Origin of the sequence: Bordetella tumulicola, from assembly GCF_965138755.1 — a bacterium.
GTDB lineage: Bacteria > Pseudomonadota > Gammaproteobacteria > Burkholderiales > Burkholderiaceae_B > Bordetella_A > Bordetella_A tumulicola.
This window is the reverse complement of record NZ_CBCSFP010000001.1, coordinates 630,091-649,947: the sequence shown is the minus strand read 5'-3', so window position 1 is coordinate 649,947 and position 19,857 is coordinate 630,091. Positions and strand designations below refer to the sequence as shown.

Here is a 19,857-nt window from a genome sequence, read left to right as displayed (position 1 = left end):
ACCCAGGATGCGTAGAACCCCTACTGTATCGACAACCGTCCTGAGTATATCCGCGTTGACTCACTGATCACGACCTGCGAGAGTTCCCAAGGAGGGCTCGAAAACAATGGAGGTGGCTGTATCGCTCGTCTAGGCATGGAAGCGCTCCTGTCGTCATGGAATGCTATCGGCATGCTGGCAAACCACTTCCACATTGGTGCCGTCCGGATCCAGCACATAGGCCGCGTAATAGTGGGCGTGGTAGCGAGATCGGATCCCGGGTGGACCATTGTCGGCTCCGCCGGCCTGGAGCGCGGCTCGATGAAAGGCATCGACGACGGCCCGCTCGTTCGTGGCAAAGGCGATGTGGGTGCCGGCCCCTGGCGCTTCGTTGTCGTGAATCCAGAGGCTGGGATAGCCGTCCTTGCCGAAACCGTGGCGAGTGCCTCCGCTGCGGGTGCGTTCGGGCCCGACGGTGATGACCCGGGCGATGTCCAGAGGTGCCAAGGCCTGTTCGTAAAAACGTCGGGACGCTTCGGCGTCACGCACAGAAAATTCGATGTGATCAAGGATGGTCATGGTCATATGTTGTCAGAGGGTAGGGAGGAGCGCCTCGAAGGCCCGCCCGGCCAGCCTGGCCACCGTCGCAAGACGGGGCCTGGACAACCCGGAGCGTGCCGCCGCTGAGAGGCCCTGCAGAGTTGTCACGACATAGTCGGCGAGCTCGCGTGCACGTTGCGGATGGGTCTGGCTGATATAGCGTTCGATGAAAGCGGCCGCAGCTTCCCCGTACGCGTTGGCCAAAGCACGCGCCTGTGGGTCGGCAGAGCGCATGCCCTCGGCTGCCATGCAGCCGCGCTTGGCCTTCGACTTGGTGTAGAGTGTCGCCGCGTGGAGAAACAAGTCGTTGATGGCTTCAGGCAGTGGCCGACCAGGCGTCAGAATCTTGTCCGCTGGTAGGTTGGCTTCTTCCACGTACACCGCCATGCATCGCTCGAAGAGGCCCGCCTTGCTGCCGTAAGCAGCGTAGAGGCTAGGCGGATTGATCCCCAAAGAGCGCGTCAGTTCAGCGATACCGACCGCGTCATATCCCCGCTCGTGGAACAGGTCCTTGGCTACGATGACGCCTGCCTCGCGGTCGAAGGCCCGTCGAGGTTTGCGGGCAGTCGAGTGCCCGATACTACTTCGGGTCGAAGCTGAAACTTTATGGTTCATGGTCGATAGGTCCGTCAAACATGCGTTCGGAAATCTATGCAACGGCAATCGTGCATACGCCGGTGCTCAGCAGAGCGATAACGTCCTGGTAGTTGCCAGAGGGAGGGTTCATTGTGCATCTCATGCTGGTTCGTGATGATAAAGCTGCCCGGCGATGCCATCGGGTCATTGAGGTCTCGCCGGCGACGATGAACACACGTGGTACGTCATTGCTTTAGCGATCACTATAATCTATTATAGCGACCACTACAATGTGAGATAAGAAATGTCGAAATTGAACGGAAAAATCGCCCTCGTGACCGGTGGCGGTAGCGGAATCGGGTTGGCCATTGCCCAGCAACTGATCAACGAGGGAGCCCGCGTCGTCATAACGGGAAGGCGACAAGCTGTGTTGAATGACGCGATTGCCTTGCTAGGCGACGGCGCAGTGGGAATCGTTGCCGACGTCAGTCAGGCGTCGAGCCTGGAAGCGCTGTATGCGGATGTGCAAGGTCGTTTCGGCCGAATCGACGTTCTCATCGCCAACGCTGGCGGTGGCGTGCATGCGCCCTTGGGGCAGATCACCGAGGCGCAGATCGACGAGCAGTTCTCGACCAACGTCAAGGGGGTGGTGCTGACGATTCAGGGCGCGCTCGGCCTGTTCGTGCCTGGCTCCAGTGTGGTCATCGTTGGATCCACCGCTTCCATGGACCCAGGGCCCACCATGAGTATCTATGGCGGCACCAAGGCCGCTGTACGCAACATGGTCCGCAGTTGGGTCGCTGAACTCAAGGGGACGGGAATTCGTATCAACATCTTGAGTCCGGGACCGACCAACACGAATTCCCTTAGGGCAGCGTTTGGCGACAAGGCCGAGGAAGGCCTGGCCTTCCTGACTGCCAAAAGCCCGCTGGGACGCATCGGTGAGCCGGAAGAGATTGCCTCGGCAGTAATTTTCCTGGCCAGCGATGCGGCAAGCTACATCAATGGTGTGGAGCTCTTTGCCGACGGTGGCGCCTCGCAGGTCTGACTTCGTCCGAATCAAGAAGACAACGTTTCACGTCATTGACCCGATGCTCAAGTGCATGAATCTTCCGGTATTCTCAGATGCGACCCGCGTCCATGGCGACAGTGCGCGGCATGCTTAACGCATGAACCCAAATTGGCTGGCGCTGCGCTAGTGCAGACCTTGGCGCAAGATGCCCAGACCAGCCTGCGTAGTGCCGAACAACAGGTCGCGTTGAGCAGGTCATTGGCCACGGCCGACGAGCCCAGTTATCCGCCCGAGCAGGTGCAAGGGGCGTGACGTCAGGTAGTGGCAATACAATTGCCGGAGATATGAAGCCGTTGACAAATTGAACGACTCAAGTCGATGATCGCTTTGGGCGTCTGGAGAAGAGTATGACAATAAGGAAAAAAATGAAACGCACCGGTGGATCTTATGAGCAATCGTGCCGACAGAGGCCAGAACACGTGCTGAGGGGCGCCTGTCTATGATTAAAACCTTGCTTATCATCGGCGGCATGCTCCTGTGCCTCGTCACCTTTGCTGGTTGGTACTGGCTGCAGGCGTTTGGTTGCGGCATGTCGACCGCCGGTTGTCGCGAATTTCTTCTCCCGTGGGAAGACACCGAATCTCTCCCCTACATCATCCCGCCCTTTATCGTTGGTCTTGTCATGATCGTCGGCGGTATCGCATCGCGATCAAGCAGAAAAAAGTAATGCGCGTCCTTCTCGCCTTGGCGATGGATTCTCGCGCGCATCAAGGAACGGCGGATATCGTCGTCACGGAAAGTGTGTCAGGCAGTGTTGGAAAGGTCAGATGCTGCGTTCAGGAGCATCATGATGCCCATGCCTAGCGTCGGATGGGTCACTGCGGTGATGCCGAGGATAGCGATCCAGCCGGCCAATACAATAGAGAGAATTATGCCGAAGAGGTAGTGCCGGTAAGTTTTTGCTGTCATTCTTATTCAGTCGGTATGGATCGCGAGCGGACGCGAAGCCTATCGCTTCACGGTTTGACGAGATCGGCCGGAAGACGCGGCGGATAATCAATTTCGATTTCTTCCTTCGCGTAAATGGGATCATGCAAGCCGGGATCGGTCAAAACAGCCCGGACCCGGTAGCGTCCGGGCGCCAGGTCCGGCGGAAAGAAAGGCACGTATTCCGGTTTGGAATCTGTTTCAGCACCCACGCCGTGGAAAATGACGTAGCGGCCGCCGTGCTGTTCGATGACATTGTCGTCCAGGACGCGGCTTTGCCGAGGTTTGACGGTGAACATGGACAGGTCATACAGCTTGTGTACGGCGCTTGCGCCGTCCGGTCCGGTGAAGAGCAGGTGGATTTCGCCCTGATAGATCTTGATGTCCTTTTCGCCCACGTTGTCGAGCGACAGCGTGAACAGATTGCGATAGTAGTCTGGGGCTGTGCGCGTTTCACGATAATCGATCGCCCAGAGCACTAGCGGATCGGGTGACCGCTGTTGCGGATCGTAGCCCTTGGCCAGGTCATAGGCATCCTTGAGAGACACCCAACGTTCTATTCTGCCTTTTTTGCCGTTATAGGCGATCTTCATCCACTCGCCGCCCTCGAAAGCCAGCCTGTCGGCTTCGTCGCCTTTGATGAGATAGGCTGTTGTCGCTGCGTTTGTGTCGGGAGCCGAGTAGAGCGCAAGACGCTTGACCGGAACCACCCAACCCGTGTGCCGATCTCCACCCTCTTCGTAGGACAGCACAGCCTCGCGTAATGTCTTTCCGTGTCGGTCATAGGTCACGTATCGCGTGGGCTTGCCGAAATACGGCCAGTAAACAACGTCCTCCGGCGTACGTGATTGTTCGGATATCCATATTGACCGGTCAGGCTCGATCTGCAGAATATCGTAGTGCCAGCGCGCCTCATCCCGACATGTACTTCGAATGGCCTTGCGCTCGGTCAGACGTTCGATGGACCAGAATCCCCTGCAGTTCTGCCGTTCTCCGACGTCTTCGGGAACGTCGAACGGTACATAGGATGTTGATCTGGCATCGTAGAGATAGATCGCCTCGCCGGTATTCACCATGCCGGCGCGCAGACCAATGGCAATGTCCGCGTAGCCATCGTAGTCGTAGTCTTCCTCGTTGAAGATAGGATCACCCTGACCCAGGTCTATGAGCTTGTCCTGCGACACGAGTGTGATGCGTTGTCCGCGCGGCTGGATCAGGACGTAGTCCTCTCCTTGTTTGTCGATGCGCGCAGAAACGCCTGGCGCAGGGTTCAGGAGTAAGGGAAGCTCATCCTGTGAGAAAACTCCGTAGCTCGTCAGACACATGAGGCCAAATAGAAGGAAGCGGATGGGAGAACGGTATATGGCTGCCATAAAAATCTACATAGACATGTTGACCGGTGTGCCGGATTCAATGTGTGGCACTACACTTCTTCGATGCGCGACGTAGGCGCGAAAGGCGTGCCCAGATCTAGAGTGAGATAAACCCGTTCCAGAGTACGCTGGCGTCGTGTGGGCCTGCCTAAGCGCCAGCGTGCATCCAGGAACAGCAGTGGTAACGCAATGCCGAGGCAGCCCACAAGGCAAACACGCATCGCATACACGGCCCTGCGCGACTCGCTACCGGATATTCCGTCCGCGTATGCCGCAATTTCAACCTGATCGCCTTCGGCTAGGAATGGCAGAACACCGATACGCACGGGTGTACCTCGCTGCTGCAGGCTTCGCAAGATGCGGATGTTGGCGGCATTTTCGAGAGTGCCGGCCATGGGGACACCGTCGATGCGTAGGTGGATGTTTCCTCGGGAGGTGGAACCGCCACGCGCAGCGTGTCGATATGGCCTTCGATAATTTGTGCTGACGTCTTAATCGCTGTCATCTCGCTCCTTTCAGCGAATCGCGAACCAGGTAGCGCTCGTCATCAAATTTCGTTGAGGAGTGAGCAACGAGGGAAGGGGGGCGGCTTTCGCGCGCCGCTCTGGAGGATAACTTGCTTGTGCGACGTGCACCAAGAAGTACGACTCCGTGGCTGGTGTCACGCCCTTTATTGTTGGCCTGGTCATGATCAATGCCGGAATCGCATTGCACTCGAAAGGCGCTGGGCGCCATCCGGGTGTAAAGAAATCATCTGTGCAAGCTCGGAAAGCGAATGCCCGTCTAATCGGGCCAGCAGGACTTGCTCTGAATCGTGCATGGCTTGGACGATAAATCTATTAACAGCGCCTTCCACCGGACATTGAGGGTTGTCATCGGCCAGAGCAATGGTAAAGACCGCGCCGTGAGGGATCGCGTCATACACGTCCTTTGCCGTCGTGGCACTTAAATCTCGCGTGAGCGACCATCCCCCATTGCGTCCCCCGGTCGATGTGACGAGACCAGTGTCGCGTAGCGCGGCCATGGTCCGGCGTACTACTACCGCGTTGGTGTGCAACATCTTGGCGAGGTTTTCGGATGTCGTGGTACCACCACGCAAATGCATGTGGATCAGCACATGAAGTAAACGGGCAAGGCGGGTGTCGTATGCCATGAGAAACTCAGAATTTTGCGTAACAGTTACAGTTACGATAACATGCTTTCATCCGAAACTTTAATCGAGGATCATTGATGAGCAACCGCAACCAGCGCTATGTGGAGGTCAACGGGCTCACGCTTCACCTCACGGAGGAAGGCGAAGGCCCTCTGGTGCTTCTGTGCCATGGTTTCCCTGAGACAGCCTACGCCTGGCGACATCAATTGTCCGCGCTTGCCAAAGCTGGCTTTCGAGCGGTAGCGCCCGATTTGCGAGGCTACGGCAACAGCGACAGCCCAGCCGACGCAGCAGACTTTACCGCCTTGGATGTGGTGGGCGACCTCGTTGCCCTTGTCGATGCCGAAGGGGAGCGTGAAGCGGTGATCGTGGGAGGAGATTGGGGCGCAACGATTGCTTGGCAAGCAGCACAGGTGCGGCCCGATCGATTCCGTGCCGTGGCTGCGCTGGGTGTACCGATGATGGGACGTGCCCCGGTTGCACCGAGTCAGATGTTTCCTCAAACCGCGATGGCGATCTTCTACACGCATTACTTCAGTCAGCCAAACGTGGCCGAACAGGAGCTCGATAGGGACACTGCTTCGACCCTGCGAAAAATCTACTTCGCTGCGTCCGGAGATGCTGGACCGCGAACTGATCCAAACACCCCTAATCCGTTTGGGATGGTGACGCGCGGGCAGGGGTTGCTCGACTCGCTTCCAGATCCTGTGGTACTTCCATCTTGGCTTGAACAAGCCGATCTGGACATCTTCGTGGAGAGCTTCCAGAGGAGCGGCTTTCGAGGTGGACTTAACTACTATCGGAATCTGGATCGGAATTGGATGCTACAGAGCGCTTTCGTAGGAAAGCAAGTCGAGGTGCCCGCACTCTTTCTCGTCGGTGCGCGAGATACGGGACTTGCTATCCCGGGTATGGACCAAATCATCAAGGCGATGCCCGAACTTGTGCCTCAACTGCGTTTCTCTGAGGTTATTCCAGGCGCAGGGCACTGGTTGCAACAGGAGGCGCCTAGCGAAGTCAATGCAGCGCTTGTTCGGTTCTTACGTACCCTCTAAGGCGTGAATCCGCATGTGATGAGATCATGCACTTTGCCCCTTCGCACGTACTGCGCGCGCCGGGCAACGAGCGGCCCGCACGGCGGGGAAATTTGCAAGTTGGCGCTGCCAGATTCGAACATCGAGCGGGTCGTAAAGGTCGTCTCCATGCTGCACGTAAACTTTGCCAAGACCCTGCGAATAGAACAATTGGCCGATGTGGCGCGAATGAGCCCATCGTCGTTCCATCAGCACTTCAAGGCACTGACCTCCATGACGCCGCTTCAGTTTCAGAAGCAAATGCGCCTTCTGGAGGCGAGGCGCCTGATGGTATCAGAGGCGGCCAACATAGCGGAGGCTGCCTACAAGGTTGGTTAGGAGAGCGCTTCGCAGTTCAGTCGGGAATACTCGCGGACGTTTGGCCTCGCTCCGAAGCAGGACGTCATGAAGCAGCCGCGCCTGTATAGCGAGTATGCCAGCCGCACGGTGCAGAGCGCATAGCATTGCAGCGCCTACGTTAAAAGAGCGCGCTGAGTGCAGTCTTTAGCCGCGATGGACCGTATTGTCATGTGGGGAGACGCCGTTCGGTCATCAGCAGGGCCAGGATTGGTTGTATGCCGAGTATCGTCGTCAGTAGCTCGGAATCAATCCTGCTACCAGCATCGAACGATGTAATACCGACTGGCGTCGGGCCTGCGGAGTGTCTTAACTAAATGCGTAGCGGCAGTGTCATCGCAAAGAAATCCGTAGCACGTCGTACACGTGTGGGTACGAACCGGCGCTTCGGCCAGACAAGGCTGACGTCTCTGGGCTCGTCGATGAATTCGTCGAGAACTGTGATTACGTCCGACTGCTGAAATTCCCCCACAAGCGAAGCCCTGTGGAACATGCCGATGCCAACGCCGGCCAGTACGCCGGCCAAGATCGTTTCGACGCTGTTGGAGGAAAGATTGCCACTGACCGGTACGCTGAACCGACCTTCCGGCCCGGTGAACGGCCACTGCGTCATGTCGCCGTAGATCAGGCAATTGTGATTGGTGAGTTCAGCAGGTGTCTTCGGAATAGGGTGTTTCGCGAAGTAGCGACGAGAGCCCGCGCAGACGAGTGAGGTGCCGGCCGCACGTCGCACGACAGAGTCGGGGTCGCTAACCGGACTGACACGAATGGCTAGATCAATCCGGTCTTCCACCATGTCCCTCACGGCATCGGACAGCACCAGGTCGACCCGTAGGCCAGGATGATGAGACAAGAGTTCGGGAATCAGCGGCAGAACGTGCAAGCGGCCGAATGTGGAGGGCGAGGCGATTCTGACAAGACCTGAGACATCCAACGTGCTGTTGGTCAGCTCGCTGTCCGCTACCTGTATTTCGTCAACCAGTGGTTTGAGGCGTTCGTAGTATCTCTGCCCCTGATCGGTGAGCGTCACCTTCCGAGTGCTGCGATGGAGTAGGGCTACCCCGAGCCGTTTTTCCAGTGCGTTTACCGCCTTGCTGATGGCAGACTGCGACTGGCTGGTCTTGCGCGCAGCCGCCGAAAACCCGCCGGTTTCGACCACGGCGATGAAGGCCTTCAGTTCATGAAAACGATCCATTCCAATTTGGCATAAGTCTGATGGGTTATTCAGTAATTATCAACCATAGTGGAATTAATTACCATCCTTCTCAAGCACATCTAGAGTAGGAGCGGTTTCATGAGTTATTCGATCATCGGTTTCGGCGAAGTGGGTCAAGCCCTCGCCGAAGGCGGCGCACTCGCCTAGGCGCGTGGACGCATTTGGGCCCGCTGATTTTTCAAGACCTCATCAAGTCCAACTGAACTCGTGCGAACGTCCACTGCAATCAAGCAAGCAACAAGAGAAAATCATGTACGAAATTATCAAGTGGCCCGAGGAAATGAAACCGAGCCGCTCACCGATCCACTTCACCAACGAGCTTGACGTCGCGGCCTCGGTCGAGACGATCTGGTCGCTGCTCACAGACCCCAAGGCGTGGCCGAGCTTCTATCCTGGCGTCCAGCATGTGCAGTTGCTAGACGGTCATCAGCGCTTCCGTGCCGGCACGCGCTTCGAGACAAATCTGGCCGGACAGGATGTTTATGCCTCGGTGCAGGAGTTCGAGCCGATGGCGCGTATCGCTTGGGGCGGCTATCCGACGGTCGACGAGCACTCGAAGGCTTATCACGCTTGGATCATCACGCCAACGGCCAATGGTTGTCATTTGTGGACCGAAGAAACGATGCGAGGGCCGCATTGGATCGAGCTGGCTAAGCAGGCGCCAGATATTTTCTGGCTCACCCATGAAAAGCTGCTCAAGGACATCGCCGAAGTCGCGGTCGCCCGCGAGAAGTCTGGCGCTTGAAGAGCGGGAGGAAAACATGATCGACAAAGTGATTTGGCCTGAGCGTTACGATCCGAGAACGTCGGCGATCTATGCACTCAACGACATCGACGTAAAAGCGCCACCCGAAGTGGTTTGGAAGCTGTTGGTCGATGCCGAGCATTGGGCTCGCTATTTTCCCGCCGAGGATCAGGTGAAAATCCTGTCAGGAGAGCCGGAGCTGATGCTGGGCACGCGCTACCACCGGGTGACGGTCGGCTATCCGATGAGCCTGACCGTGACCGAATGCGTACCGAACCGCCGATTGGCGTGGGCGACGACTGTCGATGGCGAGGATACGGGTTCGAGCGCCTACCACGGCTGGGTCATCACGCCGACGGACGAAGGCTGTCATGTGTTGACAGAAGAAACTCAACAAGGCGAATTTTTCCTCGACGTGATCGGACGCCAATATCCCGGTGCCCTGTACCGCTACCACCAGGATTGGGTCGAACGCCTTGCCCGCGCGGCGGAAGACGACGTGGCGAAACAGATAGACTAACCCATCCTCGATAGGAGAAAACTCCATGCAAATTGAACTCAAGAACCGCACGGCGGTTGTGACCGGTTCCACCGCTGGCATCGGCCGCGCGATTGCCGAAGGGCTGGCCCGTGCAGGCGCGGCAGTCGTCATCAACGGGCGTACACAGGAGCGTGTTGATACCGCATTGCGCGAGATGCGAGCCCTGTTGCCGGAAGCCGAATTGACCGGTGTTGCCGCAGATATTGCCACGGCAGCAGGTTGCTCGGCTCTTTTCGCGCACGCACCGGATGCGGATATTCTCGTCAACAATGCTGGCACGGCACGCCTGAACAATTTCTTTGATCAAGGCGACGACGAATGGCTCGACCTGTTCCAACTCAACGTGATGAGCGGTGTGCGCGCCGCGCGTCATTACGTGCCGAAAATGACGGCACGTGGTTGGGGGCGCGTGGTGTTCATCAGCAGTGAATCCGGACTGAACATCCCAAAGGAGATGATCGACTACGGCGTCACCAAGACCGCGATTCTTGCCGTCTCGCGGGGGTTGGCGGAACTCGTCGCTGGCACAGGCGTTACCGTCAACGCCGTGTTGCCGGGTCCTACCAACTCCGAGATTCTGTCGAACTGGATGAAATCGACCGCACAAGAGCAGGGCATCACTCAGGCACAAGCCGAGCGAGAGTTCCTGACAGCCGCACGCCCGACAACACTGATCAACCGTTTCGCCACCACGGAAGAGGTGGCGAACATGGTGGTATATGCCTGCTCGGAACAGGCTTCTGCAACCACGGGTGCCGCATTGCGCGTCGATGGCGGCGTAGTTCGTTCGATTGCTTGAAAGCCAGAACCGGAAACGCTCCAAGCATCACGCCTCGAACTATGCAGGTAGTAGACCCGCAGTGCGGTAGCCCTCGATCAATGCATCATAGACGGTGATGTCCGAACGGCTTCTGGCAATGAGCTGAGCGCCGGCGACGGCTGCAAAGATGGCGCGTGCGCGCTGTTCACTCTCTGCCGGGCCGACCACGTTTGCCGCGGATAGAACGTTGATCAGCCATGCGACGTGTACCTCTGCGAAGGTCCGAACCTCTTTCATCACGCTCTCGGCCAAGTCATCGCTTTCTGCCGCCATGAAGCTACATAGGCAGATGCGATTGCCGCTCGCGAGCGCCTTGCGAAACGTCTCGGGATATCTGTGCAGGCATTGCAGCGGATCCTTGGCTTCGGCCGATAGTGCGTCCAATGCCGCGGCCGAGTCTTCCCAGTATCGTCGTGCTACTGCTGCACCAAGATCGGCTTTATTCGTGAAGTGGTGGTAGATGCTGGACGCCTTGATTCCTACGGCTTCCGCCAGATCCCGGAAATTCAGCCCACCGTAGCCATGGGCCTGCGCAATCTTCGTGGCGGCCATCAGGATTCGCTCCCTGGAGCTTGAATTTGCTTCGTTCCTCACTACGACGGTCTCCGCTTTGAAGAAAAAGTATTGACAGAGGGGGATTGTAGCGCCTATCGTTAGAACTAACGAACGTTAGTTAGATTTAACGAATGACGATCCAAACCGTCACGAATACAACTGCAGAGGAAGGGCCATGACTACCACCACAACGAACTTCGACGAAGTCAGACCGTCGCTGATGACAATTTATGATTTTCCCCAAGGACCCTATCCGACGCGGGTTCGCATCGCCCTGTCCGAAAAGAACCTGCAATCTCGCGTGCAGTTCGTGATGGTCGATTTGTATAAAGGAGAGCACAAAAAGCCGGAGTTCATCGCGAGCAAAAACTACTCGGGCACGCTGCCCGTGCTCGAACTCGATGACGGAACCTGCATTGCCGAGTGCACCGCCATCACAGAGTACCTCGACGCACTTGACGGTCTGCCCACGCTAACCGGCACGACCCCACTTGAAAAGGGCGTGATCCACATGATGAGCAAGCGTGCCGAATTGGAACTGCTTGATGCCATCAGCGTCTATTTTCACCACGGGACGCCAGGGCTGGGGCCTGCGGTCGAGCTGTATCAGAATCCCGAATGGGGGTTTCGCCAGCGAGACAAGGCCTTGAGAGGTATGCACTACTTTGATGGTGTTCTGAAAAACCAGCCCTATATTGCCGGTCGAGCCTTTTCGATGGCAGACATTACCGTAATCGGCGGTTTGGTCTTCGCCTCGATCGTTAAGCTGCCGATACCTGCTGAATTGAAGGCCTTATTGAATTGGTACGCAAGAATGCAGGAACGTCCCAGCATAAAGAACCAGCCAGCATTTTCCGCACTTGCGATAGATTGAGAGAAGTCTCAAAAGTCGCGATAGCGCTCCTCCAATACGTTTCGGGCTCCCGGTAATCCTTTCGCTTTGACCGGATACCCTTGGTATCACCCGCACGAGCCAATCATTGGATAGTCGGTTCGCGTGATGAGTGCGACGCGGAACTATGCGATTGCTTGGTCGGCAATAAGCGGGCTGCTTACGCTATGCCGTATTTGCTGCAGGAGTTCACTGACTGCACGTGGGATTTGCCCTTTTGTCTGATAAAGATTGATTGCGAATGAGGGAAGTTCAGGCAGGCGCTCCCCAAAGGGGAGGATGCCGAGATCGGTCGGAACTGTCGAGGCAAGCCACGCCGTCACGGCAAGATCAGCCCGAATCGTGGCGTGTGTCGCATCGATGCTACCGCTCTCGAACATCGTTCGCCAGGGAAGTTCGACTTCACCGAGAGCCTGTAAAACAACGGGACGGAAAGCACAGGTCTCGGCGACCATAGAAACTGGAAGCGGGGTCTTCAGATGTGCCGTGCCACCCTTGGCGCCGACCCATACGAGACGATCAACCGCCAAGCATTCCCCATGCGATTTCCCATGCGATTTCCCAACCGGCTCCTCGACCAGGGCGAGATCCAATGCGCCATTGTCGACAGCAGTCAAAAGTTCAGGGGACGCAAGACAGACAAGCTTGATCTCCACTTGGGGATGCGCCTGCGAAAAAGTTTTAAGAATCGGGGGCAGCCATGTCCCTACAAGATCATACGGAGCGCCCAGGCGGACGAGGCCATTTATTGGCTCTTGCGCCATATCCGCCCACAACTCGTCATTGAGAACAATAAGACGCCTTGCTTTTCCGAGAAACCGCTCGCCGTTTGGTGTCAGACGGAGCGTCTTTCGCTCACGAATGAACAACGCGCCGGATAAATCCTCTAGCCGAGCAATCTGCTGACTGACAGCGCTCTGGGTAAGATGCAAGACGTTTCCGGCCGCCGTCATGCTGGCGTGATCGGCGACAGCGACAAAGGTGCGAAGTAGGGCGACATCGAGATTGCGAGCCATGCTATGCATTATGAGTCGTAATGCATCGCTTGCACAATATGAGATTTAGTTATGCGAGGAGTCGCGATAGAGTTTCCCAAATACGTTTGGGGGGTGTATGTCCATCGCTGAATTGTCGCCACTTACGCTGTTTGTCATCGTGTCCACGATCACGCCAGGCGGCGCCACGACTTTAGCTACCGCGTCCGGCGCTCGTTTCGGATATCGCCGCTCTCTACCGTTTATATGCGGGATCGCGTTGGGCCTTGCTTCCATGGCCGCCGGTGCTGCTACTGGATTAGGAGGGGTCATTCTGGCCTTTCCGTCTCTGCAGCTCGCCATGAAGCTCATCGGCACGCTCTACCTACTATGGCTCGCATGGAAGATGACGCGAAGCGGCCCACCGCACTTGCATTCAAATATCGCGCGTCCTACTGGATTCTTCGGCGCGGTTTGGCTCGTCTGGCATAACCCGAAAGGTTGGGCGGTGGCAATGGGAGCCGCCGCCTCCTTTGCCTCGCTTGCGGCTGAGCCATCGCATTTCGCTCTTACCCTAGGATGTTCGTTCGGGTTCGCGGCGATCCTTTCGCTTTCCCTTTGGTGCGTCGCGGGCTTGATACTCGCGCGCCTTCTTCGAACAGATGCGCAATGGCATGCATTCAATGCTGTATTAGGAGCTCTACTTGCTATTTCAATCATTCCGATGTGGTTCGAATGAATAGCGATCTTCGCTTTGACCGGATACCCTGGGTGCGCCGCGCGTCACGAGGGGGAGGGCCGCCAGATCACGATTGAAGCTCATAATTTGACCTCCAGTGAGGCAATTTTGCCGGCGTGCAGACCAAAGAAATATCGCAAATCCACTGGGCTGCCGGGAAAGTTACCAACAACGTGCGCCGTCACAATGGTCTGCTCACCTGCCTCGTCGATCGAGAAAGGCTCGGCGGTGTATTTATATTTGCGTGACGATTTTTCCTTCCAGTCACGTATCGCATTGCGACCAGAGTAGGTGTTTCCCTCGTCTTTGACGATGGCATCTTCAGTAAAACATTCGGAAACCGAAACAGCATCACTTAGATCTGCCTGGAAGTATGCTGCAATGGAATGTGGTAGTTGTAGCATCACGCGAACTCCCTTACTGGTGTTTAGAAATGCAGATGAGTTCTCTCAACTGCTTGCCTGGCAAACAGAGTAGAGATAAGCTTTACCAATGACAAGTACGCACGAAAAAGTAGGGTACTTACCTAAAGGTAAGGTAATTCATACGCCAACCTCCGCCGCTGAAGGCGTCGAGCAGACCCTTAAAATTCTTGAGGGACGCTGGAAGCTGCTGATCCTGTTTCATCTCTTTGGCGGTCACCTCCTGCGATTTTCCGAATTAGAGCGTGCCATTCCTGCAATTTCGCAGAAGATGCTGATCCAGCAACTTCGGCGGATGGAGGATGATGGAATCGTTCGCCGCATTGTTCATCATCAGGTTCCGCCCAAGGTTGAATACGGCTTGACCGATTGGGGGCAAGCGCTTTGTCCTGCCCTTGATGAGTTGCTGAAGTGGGCTGCCCAGCGCGATGATCACGCCGCGTGTTGAGAGATTGGCCAGCAGCCCGAGCCAATAGAACGCTGCCGTCGAATCGCGCGTCGCGTGGGCTCGAATTCATGAACTTGTGATGGCTGGCGGTGCCACAATCAGCGCCTGAGATGTCAAGGCCGAACATGTAGTGTTCCCCTGACTGGCGTCGGGACGCTAGAGCGCTTGCACGGACTCTTCGACCTGGAACAAGACTTGCTGGCAGCCACTCATAGACTCAAGGAGCAACGCCATGCTGCAGCACTTCAGAATTTATATTTTGGCCAGCATCATGGTTTTCGGCGTATCGGCTTGCGGTGGAAGTGGACAACCGCCGCCGTCGACCAGCTACGGGTCGGATCCCGTTCTACCGAAACCCGACTCTTCTCTCATTCCGTCTGTAAACGTCGCGCCGGCCAAACCCTGGGCTGACAATCAAAAACCCACGGCGCCGGCTGGATTCGAGGTACGTGCGTACGCCAAGGGACTGGACCACCTGCGTTGGATATACGTGTTGCCAAACGGCGACGTACTGGTAGCCGAAACCAATGCGCCAAAGCGGCCCGAGGACGAGAAAGGCTTTAGATCCAAAGTTATGCGGTTCTTTCAGAAGAAGGCGGGGGCTCACGTTCCCAGCGCCGACCGCATCACGCTGCTGCGCGACGAGGACGGAGACGGCGAAGCCGAGACCCGCGACGTCTTTCTGGAGAACCTGGTTTCCCCCTTCGAGATGGCGTTGGTGGGTACGGATTTCTATGTGGCGAATACCAATGCGGTACTGCGCTTTCCTTATGAGGAAGGGGTGACGTCGATCAAAGACGCTGGCAAGAAAGTGACTGACCTGCCGGCCGGCCCCCGCAATCACCATTGGACCAAGAACATCATCGCTTCCCCGGACGGAAAATTGATGTACGCCACGGTGGGATCCAATAGCAACAATGCCGAAAATGGCCTCGAAGAGGAAGAAGGGCGCGCGGCGATATGGGAAATCGATCTATCGACTGGCAAGAAGCGACTTTTCGCAACCGGCTTGCGCAATCCAAACGGCATGGGTTGGCAGCCGGACAGCGGGCAATTATGGGTGTCGGTCAACGAACGCGACGAACTCGGCAACGACCTGGTACCAGACTACATGACGGCGGTCAGAGACGGCGCTTTTTACGGTTGGCCCTACAGCTATTTCGGGCAGCACGTGGACGAGCGCATGAAGCCGCAGAACGCCGCGCTCGTTGCCTCGGCCGTCAAGCCCGACTATGCGTTGGGCGCACACACGGCTTCGCTTGGGTTGACTTTCTACGACGGCGAGTCCTTCCCCGAAAAATATGCCGGTGGCGCATTCATCGGTCAGCACGGCTCCTGGAATCGGGATCCGCATAGCGGCTACAAAGTGATTTTCGTGCCGTTCAAGAATGGCCGGCCGGCTGGGCAGCCGGAAGATTTTCTCACCGGGTTTCTCAATGAAGAAGGCGATGCGCTGGGACGACCAGTTGGCGTAGCGGTGGACAAGACCGGTGCGCTTCTCGTCGCTGACGATACGGGAAACACCATATGGCGAGTCGCGCCCACCAAGTAGATAAGGTACTGCATGTCACGAAGGACCTGACATGCTTCCTAGCCTTTATCGGATTTATGTTCAGGTTTATGTTTGGTCTTCGTGGCCGCCATGTCGTGTAATTCCTTTTTGCTCATGGACTTGTACATGGACTTGGATGGCCCCTTTAAGTCACTGACCTTTTTTTCGCCTTCTTTGGCCGCCAACGCGATGCCGGCCGCCTGCTGCTGGGATTTGGATTTTGCTGGCATGATGAAATTCCTTGAGTAGGGTGGCATCCAGAATCAGCAAGTTCTATGCCTATTGCTAGTTGTGCCTACTTTGTCTTCCGTCGTGCCACTTGTTTGTACGGCTTTTGAAGAAAGAAGCGCATCACTCGGCTGTTCGCCCACATCCGTACTTTCCCTTATTTTTAAGTAGCGCGTCACGCACTATTATCTGTTTTACAAGTAGCGCGTCACGCATTACATGGATAAGGAAAAATGAAGCAATTCACCGGATACTGCACGTTGTGCCGGTCACGCTGTGGATCCGTTAATCACGTGGAGAACGGCCGACTGGTCGCCGTGACGCCTCTTGCGAGCCATCCCACCGGCGGCGCGTTGTGTGCCAAGGGCAGGGCGGCGCCGGAAATGATGGCAAAAAGCCAGCGTTTGCTGCGGCCGCTCAAACGGACAAATCCACGTGGCGCGGCGGACCCCGGTTGGCGGGAAATCGGTTGGTCGCAAGCTATGGATGAAGTCGCCGCAGGGCTGGCCGCCGCACGAGAACGTGACGGGGCCGAAAGCGTTGCCTTCGCCGTCACCACACCCAGCGGGACGCCCATGGTGGACAGCTTTGAGTGGGTGGAGCGCTTCATCCGGCTGTTCGGTAGCCCCAACTTGATCTATGCGGTGGAGGTCTGTGGTTGGCACAAGGACTACGCCCATGCGCTGACGTTCGGGCGCGGCATCGGCATTCCGGATCTGGAGCACACCGACACGATGCTGCTCTGGGGGCACAACCCCGCGCGGACATGGTTGGCGCAGGCCGCGCGGATCGCCGCGGCCCGGCAGCGGGGCGCAAAAATCGTGGTTGTGGATCCCAACCGAGAGGGATCGAGTCAGCAGGCGGATTTATGGATACGAGTACGTCCCGGTGCCGACGGTGCACTGGCGTTGGGCGCCATTCGCCACCTGTTGGAAACGAGGCGCTTTGACCACGACTTCGTAGTGCGTTGGACCGACGGGCCATATCTGGTTGACAGCACGAGTGGAGAGTTGCTGCGGGCCGTCGACCTCTGGCCGGATGCCGATCCCGCGGCGCGTGTGGTGGTGCAGGGCGATGGTCCTATCGCTAGCGGGCGCGGCTCGGATACGGCGCGGGCCGAGCTATTCGGCTCCTGGTCATTACGCCTATATGACGGTCGTATGTGTGAGTGCATCACGGTCATGCAAGCCCTGCGGGAAACCGTGGATCGCTATACACCGAGCGAAGTCGCTAGGTTAGCCTGGCTCGACGAGACCGAGTTGGCAAGATTCAACGCCATCTTCGAAAACGCTCCCCGGCTGTCCTATCACGCCTGGACCGGTGTCGGCCAGCATACCAATGCCACGCAAACTGATCGGGCCATTGCCACACTGTATGCCTTGACGGGCGCGTGCGATAGAAAAGGGGGGAACTTGTGGACCATGGCGCCTCCCTATCGCGCCGTCAATGGGTATCGCGAGTTGTTGCCGGCATCCCAACGCGCGAAAGCACTCGGCCTGGATGAGCTGCCTCTCGGACCTCCCAGCATGGGATGGATCACCACGCGAGACTTCTGCAGGGCAGTATTGCGGCAAGATCCGTATCCGGTACGCACGTTGATGAGTTTTGGCACGAACCTGCTGGTCTCGCAAGCCGAGACCGCGCGCAACAGGGAGGCATTGCAGGCGTTGGATTTCCATGTGCATGTCGACATGCACATGAATCCGACCGCCATGAATGCGGACATTGTGCTGCCGGCCAACATGCCATGGGAGCGCGAAGCGCTGAAGCTGGGATTCGAGATCAGTCAGGCGGCCGTGGAACACGTGCAGTTGCGTCCCAAAATGGTGACGCCTGCGGGTGAGTCGCGCGCGGACTATGAGATCGTGCTGGACTTGGCGCGGCGCCTGGGACTGCGCGACGCGTTTTTCGGCGCGGATATGGATGCGTGCTGGAATCATCAACTGGCGCCCTTGGGCGTCGATGCGCAGGCTTTGCGCGAGCAGCCCGAGGGAATCCGTTTTCCGCAGGCTTTTTCCTACGAAAAATATAAGGCGCTGCACGATGGCCAGCCCGCAGGATTTCCCACTCCAGAGGGCAGGGTACAGATCTATTCCGAAGCCTTGTACACCATCGGGCAACCCGCGCTGCCTACCTATGTGGAGCCTGCGGATACGCCGGCACGGTACGGCCATGAATATCCGATAGTTCTGACGACCGCCAAGAGCGGCTGGTTCGTGCATTCGTCGCATCGGTATGTCGCCTCGTTGCGGCGCAAATCGCCCGAGCCTCAGGTGTATATGAGTACAACGGCCGCGCGAGGCAGGCGCATCAACAACGGCGATTGGGTGCATGTGCGAACGCCATATGGCGAGGTCTCCTTGCGCGCGAAAATCAATGGCGATTTGCACGAAAATGTCGCGGTTGCCGAGTTCGGTTGGTGGCAGGGCTGCGAGGGCCTGGGGCGCGCCGAGAACGCGATCGTTGGGTCCTCGTCCAGCAATATCAACGCCATCATGACGGATCGTCACCGCGATCCCGTTAGTGGCTCGGTGCCATTGCGCGCCACGGTGTGCGACATCATTCGCGATGATGCGCGCAATACGGGTAGCTGGAGCGGTGTGCGTGAGTTTCGACTCACGCGCAAGCGCATCATCGCACATGATGTGGCGGAGTTGCGGCTGGCGCCTTGCGATGGCGAAGCACTTCCTGATTTTCTGCCGGGGCAGCACGTCACCGTGTCCATACCTGACCGCCAGGTTCGGCGTGCTTATTCGCTTACGGGCCCTAATCGCGCTCCCACATATCTGTCCATTGCCGTCCGACGGGTAAGAGGTGAAGACGTCCCCGATGGCGTGATGTCCCATGCCCTGCATGGACTGCGCGAGGGTGCGCGCGTGATGCTGTCTCCACCTGCAGGGGTATTCACGCCTGCGTTGCACACGAGACGGCCTGTGATATTGATGGCCAGTGGCATCGGCATTACGCCTTTTCATGGATACCTGGAAGCCCTGGCACAAAGCGTTGACGCTGCCCCATCCGTGTTGTTGATACATGTATGCCGTGACGGACTGTCGCACCCGTATGGGTCTCAGCTCACACGTCTCGCGAGCCGCATTGGCTCAGTCCGTATGCTGACGGTGTATGCGGCGCCGACGGGCAATGACAAGTTGGGCCGGGATTACCACCAGAGCGGTCGGCTGGATTTCGAATGGCTTTCTCCTGCGGTGGCGGCGGAGCAGCCCCTGGTTTACCTGTGCGGTTCTCCGGGCTTTTTGACGCACTGTACGGACGAACTGGTTGCACGGGGCATTCCGCGTTTCGACATTTTCGCGGAAACGTTCAACAGCGAAACACGTGTGCCGGCGACTCTGGTACCGCAGCGGATCGATATTCAAGGAGAGGGTGCCAGTTATACCTGGGAACCCTCGGCCGGTACGTTGCTCGACGCCGCCGACCGCGCCGGCCTGTCTTTGCCGAGCGGATGCCGGGTCGGTCAATGCGAGAGCTGCACCATGCATATCGTTTCCGGCCAGGTCGCCCACCTCATTGATTTCGATGGTCCACCGGATACGTGCCTGACCTGTCAGGCAGTTCCAATCACCCCCTTGACTCTGCGCAGCTAACCCTGCCTCT

Annotated in this window: 24 protein-coding genes; 13 read left to right on the top strand and 11 right to left on the bottom strand. The window is 57.4% G+C overall.

Annotated features, from left to right (window positions below; all coding sequences use genetic code 11):
* Positions 1–153: 153 nt before the first annotated feature.
* Together ACNAZS_RS03055 and ACNAZS_RS03050 are read right to left on the bottom strand one after the other, a co-directional pair.
* Positions 154–558 carry a VOC family protein gene (locus ACNAZS_RS03055; protein WP_415786021.1) on the bottom strand — a complete coding sequence of 135 codons (405 nt, stop codon included), beginning with the start codon at positions 556–558 and terminating at the stop codon, positions 154–156.
* 12 nt (positions 559–570) lie between these two features.
* The gene (locus ACNAZS_RS03050) at positions 571–1,194 is read right to left on the bottom strand and encodes a TetR/AcrR family transcriptional regulator (RefSeq protein WP_415786019.1); all 624 of its coding nucleotides are present in this window, start codon (positions 1,192–1,194) and stop codon (positions 571–573) included.
* A 265-nt stretch (positions 1,195–1,459) separates the two neighbouring features.
* Here ACNAZS_RS03050 and ACNAZS_RS03045 point away from each other — a divergent pair, with 265 nt between their 5' ends.
* The 3 genes from ACNAZS_RS03045 to ACNAZS_RS03035 all read left to right on the top strand — a co-directional run bounded on the left by ACNAZS_RS03045 (position 1,460) and on the right by ACNAZS_RS03035 (position 2,894).
* Positions 1,460–2,203: an SDR family NAD(P)-dependent oxidoreductase gene (locus ACNAZS_RS03045; protein ID WP_415786017.1), complete on the top strand. Its 744-nt coding sequence runs from the start codon at positions 1,460–1,462 to the stop codon at positions 2,201–2,203.
* 132 nt (positions 2,204–2,335) lie between these two features.
* On the top strand, positions 2,336–2,479 hold the full coding sequence (locus tag ACNAZS_RS03040) for a hypothetical protein (protein ID WP_415786015.1): 144 nt from the start codon (positions 2,336–2,338) through the stop codon (positions 2,477–2,479).
* A gap of 187 nt (positions 2,480–2,666) precedes the next feature.
* A complete protein-coding gene (locus ACNAZS_RS03035) occupies positions 2,667–2,894 on the top strand; it encodes a hypothetical protein (RefSeq protein ID WP_415786013.1) in 228 nt (75 codons plus the stop codon).
* Between the two features lie 77 nt (positions 2,895–2,971).
* Here the strand turns inward: ACNAZS_RS03035 and ACNAZS_RS03030 are convergent, their stop codons facing one another.
* The 4 genes from ACNAZS_RS03030 to ACNAZS_RS03015 form a co-directional block, all read right to left on the bottom strand.
* Entirely contained in the window at positions 2,972–3,136 is a 165-nt protein-coding gene (locus ACNAZS_RS03030) for a hypothetical protein (RefSeq protein WP_415786010.1), read from the bottom strand.
* 47 nt (positions 3,137–3,183) lie between these two features.
* The gene (locus tag ACNAZS_RS03025; RefSeq protein ID WP_415786008.1) at positions 3,184–4,527 is read right to left on the bottom strand and encodes an SH3 domain-containing protein; all 1,344 of its coding nucleotides are present in this window, start codon (positions 4,525–4,527) and stop codon (positions 3,184–3,186) included.
* A 50-nt stretch (positions 4,528–4,577) separates the two neighbouring features.
* Entirely contained in the window at positions 4,578–4,922 is a 345-nt protein-coding gene (locus ACNAZS_RS03020) for a hypothetical protein (RefSeq protein WP_415786006.1), read from the bottom strand.
* Between the two features lie 296 nt (positions 4,923–5,218).
* Positions 5,219–5,680: an RrF2 family transcriptional regulator gene (locus ACNAZS_RS03015; RefSeq protein WP_415786004.1), complete on the bottom strand. Its 462-nt coding sequence runs from the start codon at positions 5,678–5,680 to the stop codon at positions 5,219–5,221.
* A 77-nt stretch (positions 5,681–5,757) separates the two neighbouring features.
* On the opposite strand from ACNAZS_RS03015, the gene ACNAZS_RS03010 reads away from it, so the two are divergent.
* Both ACNAZS_RS03010 and ACNAZS_RS03005 read left to right on the top strand, forming a co-directional pair.
* Positions 5,758–6,735, top strand: a complete 978-nt coding sequence (locus ACNAZS_RS03010) for an alpha/beta fold hydrolase (RefSeq protein ID WP_415786002.1) — start codon at positions 5,758–5,760, stop codon at positions 6,733–6,735.
* Positions 6,736–6,834: 99 nt separating this feature from the next.
* Positions 6,835–7,092, top strand: a complete 258-nt coding sequence (locus tag ACNAZS_RS03005; RefSeq protein WP_415786000.1) for a helix-turn-helix domain-containing protein — start codon at positions 6,835–6,837, stop codon at positions 7,090–7,092.
* Positions 7,093–7,423: 331 nt separating this feature from the next.
* On the opposite strand, the gene ACNAZS_RS03000 is transcribed toward ACNAZS_RS03005, so the two are convergent.
* Positions 7,424–8,305: a LysR family transcriptional regulator gene (locus ACNAZS_RS03000; protein WP_415785997.1), complete on the bottom strand. Its 882-nt coding sequence runs from the start codon at positions 8,303–8,305 to the stop codon at positions 7,424–7,426.
* Between the two features lie 271 nt (positions 8,306–8,576).
* On the opposite strand from ACNAZS_RS03000, the gene ACNAZS_RS02995 reads away from it, so the two are divergent.
* The 3 genes from ACNAZS_RS02995 to ACNAZS_RS02985 are packed head-to-tail and all read left to right on the top strand — an operon-like array spanning position 8,577 to position 10,411.
* Entirely contained in the window at positions 8,577–9,071 is a 495-nt protein-coding gene (locus tag ACNAZS_RS02995; protein ID WP_415785995.1) for an SRPBCC domain-containing protein, read from the top strand.
* 16 nt (positions 9,072–9,087) lie between these two features.
* A complete protein-coding gene (locus ACNAZS_RS02990; RefSeq protein ID WP_415785993.1) occupies positions 9,088–9,591 on the top strand; it encodes an SRPBCC domain-containing protein in 504 nt (167 codons plus the stop codon).
* A gap of 25 nt (positions 9,592–9,616) precedes the next feature.
* On the top strand, positions 9,617–10,411 hold the full coding sequence (locus ACNAZS_RS02985; RefSeq protein WP_415785991.1) for an SDR family NAD(P)-dependent oxidoreductase: 795 nt from the start codon (positions 9,617–9,619) through the stop codon (positions 10,409–10,411).
* A 39-nt stretch (positions 10,412–10,450) separates the two neighbouring features.
* On the opposite strand, the gene ACNAZS_RS02980 is transcribed toward ACNAZS_RS02985, so the two are convergent.
* The gene (locus ACNAZS_RS02980; protein WP_415785989.1) at positions 10,451–11,026 is read right to left on the bottom strand and encodes a TetR/AcrR family transcriptional regulator; all 576 of its coding nucleotides are present in this window, start codon (positions 11,024–11,026) and stop codon (positions 10,451–10,453) included.
* 136 nt (positions 11,027–11,162) lie between these two features.
* On the opposite strand from ACNAZS_RS02980, the gene ACNAZS_RS02975 reads away from it, so the two are divergent.
* Positions 11,163–11,861: a glutathione S-transferase gene (locus ACNAZS_RS02975; protein WP_415785987.1), complete on the top strand. Its 699-nt coding sequence runs from the start codon at positions 11,163–11,165 to the stop codon at positions 11,859–11,861.
* 143 nt (positions 11,862–12,004) lie between these two features.
* On the opposite strand, the gene ACNAZS_RS02970 is transcribed toward ACNAZS_RS02975, so the two are convergent.
* Entirely contained in the window at positions 12,005–12,895 is an 891-nt protein-coding gene (locus ACNAZS_RS02970) for a LysR substrate-binding domain-containing protein (protein WP_415785985.1), read from the bottom strand.
* Between the two features lie 97 nt (positions 12,896–12,992).
* Between ACNAZS_RS02970 and ACNAZS_RS02965 the strand changes: the two genes are divergently transcribed.
* Positions 12,993–13,592, top strand: coding sequence for a LysE family translocator (locus ACNAZS_RS02965; protein ID WP_415785983.1), 600 nt, complete (start codon positions 12,993–12,995; stop codon positions 13,590–13,592).
* A gap of 80 nt (positions 13,593–13,672) precedes the next feature.
* On the opposite strand, the gene ACNAZS_RS02960 is transcribed toward ACNAZS_RS02965, so the two are convergent.
* A complete protein-coding gene (locus tag ACNAZS_RS02960; protein WP_415787040.1) occupies positions 13,673–13,996 on the bottom strand; it encodes a nuclear transport factor 2 family protein in 324 nt (107 codons plus the stop codon).
* 88 nt (positions 13,997–14,084) lie between these two features.
* Between ACNAZS_RS02960 and ACNAZS_RS02955 the strand changes: the two genes are divergently transcribed.
* The gene (locus tag ACNAZS_RS02955; protein WP_415785981.1) at positions 14,085–14,462 is read left to right on the top strand and encodes a winged helix-turn-helix transcriptional regulator; all 378 of its coding nucleotides are present in this window, start codon (positions 14,085–14,087) and stop codon (positions 14,460–14,462) included.
* A gap of 232 nt (positions 14,463–14,694) precedes the next feature.
* A complete protein-coding gene (locus ACNAZS_RS02950; protein WP_415785979.1) occupies positions 14,695–16,014 on the top strand; it encodes a PQQ-dependent sugar dehydrogenase in 1,320 nt (439 codons plus the stop codon).
* Positions 16,015–16,052: 38 nt separating this feature from the next.
* Here the strand turns inward: ACNAZS_RS02950 and ACNAZS_RS02945 are convergent, their stop codons facing one another.
* Positions 16,053–16,244: a DUF3008 family protein gene (locus ACNAZS_RS02945; RefSeq protein ID WP_415785977.1), complete on the bottom strand. Its 192-nt coding sequence runs from the start codon at positions 16,242–16,244 to the stop codon at positions 16,053–16,055.
* Between the two features lie 231 nt (positions 16,245–16,475).
* Here ACNAZS_RS02945 and ACNAZS_RS02940 point away from each other — a divergent pair, with 231 nt between their 5' ends.
* Entirely contained in the window at positions 16,476–19,847 is a 3,372-nt protein-coding gene (locus tag ACNAZS_RS02940; protein WP_415785975.1) for a molybdopterin-dependent oxidoreductase, read from the top strand.
* Positions 19,848–19,857 lie beyond the last annotated feature (10 nt).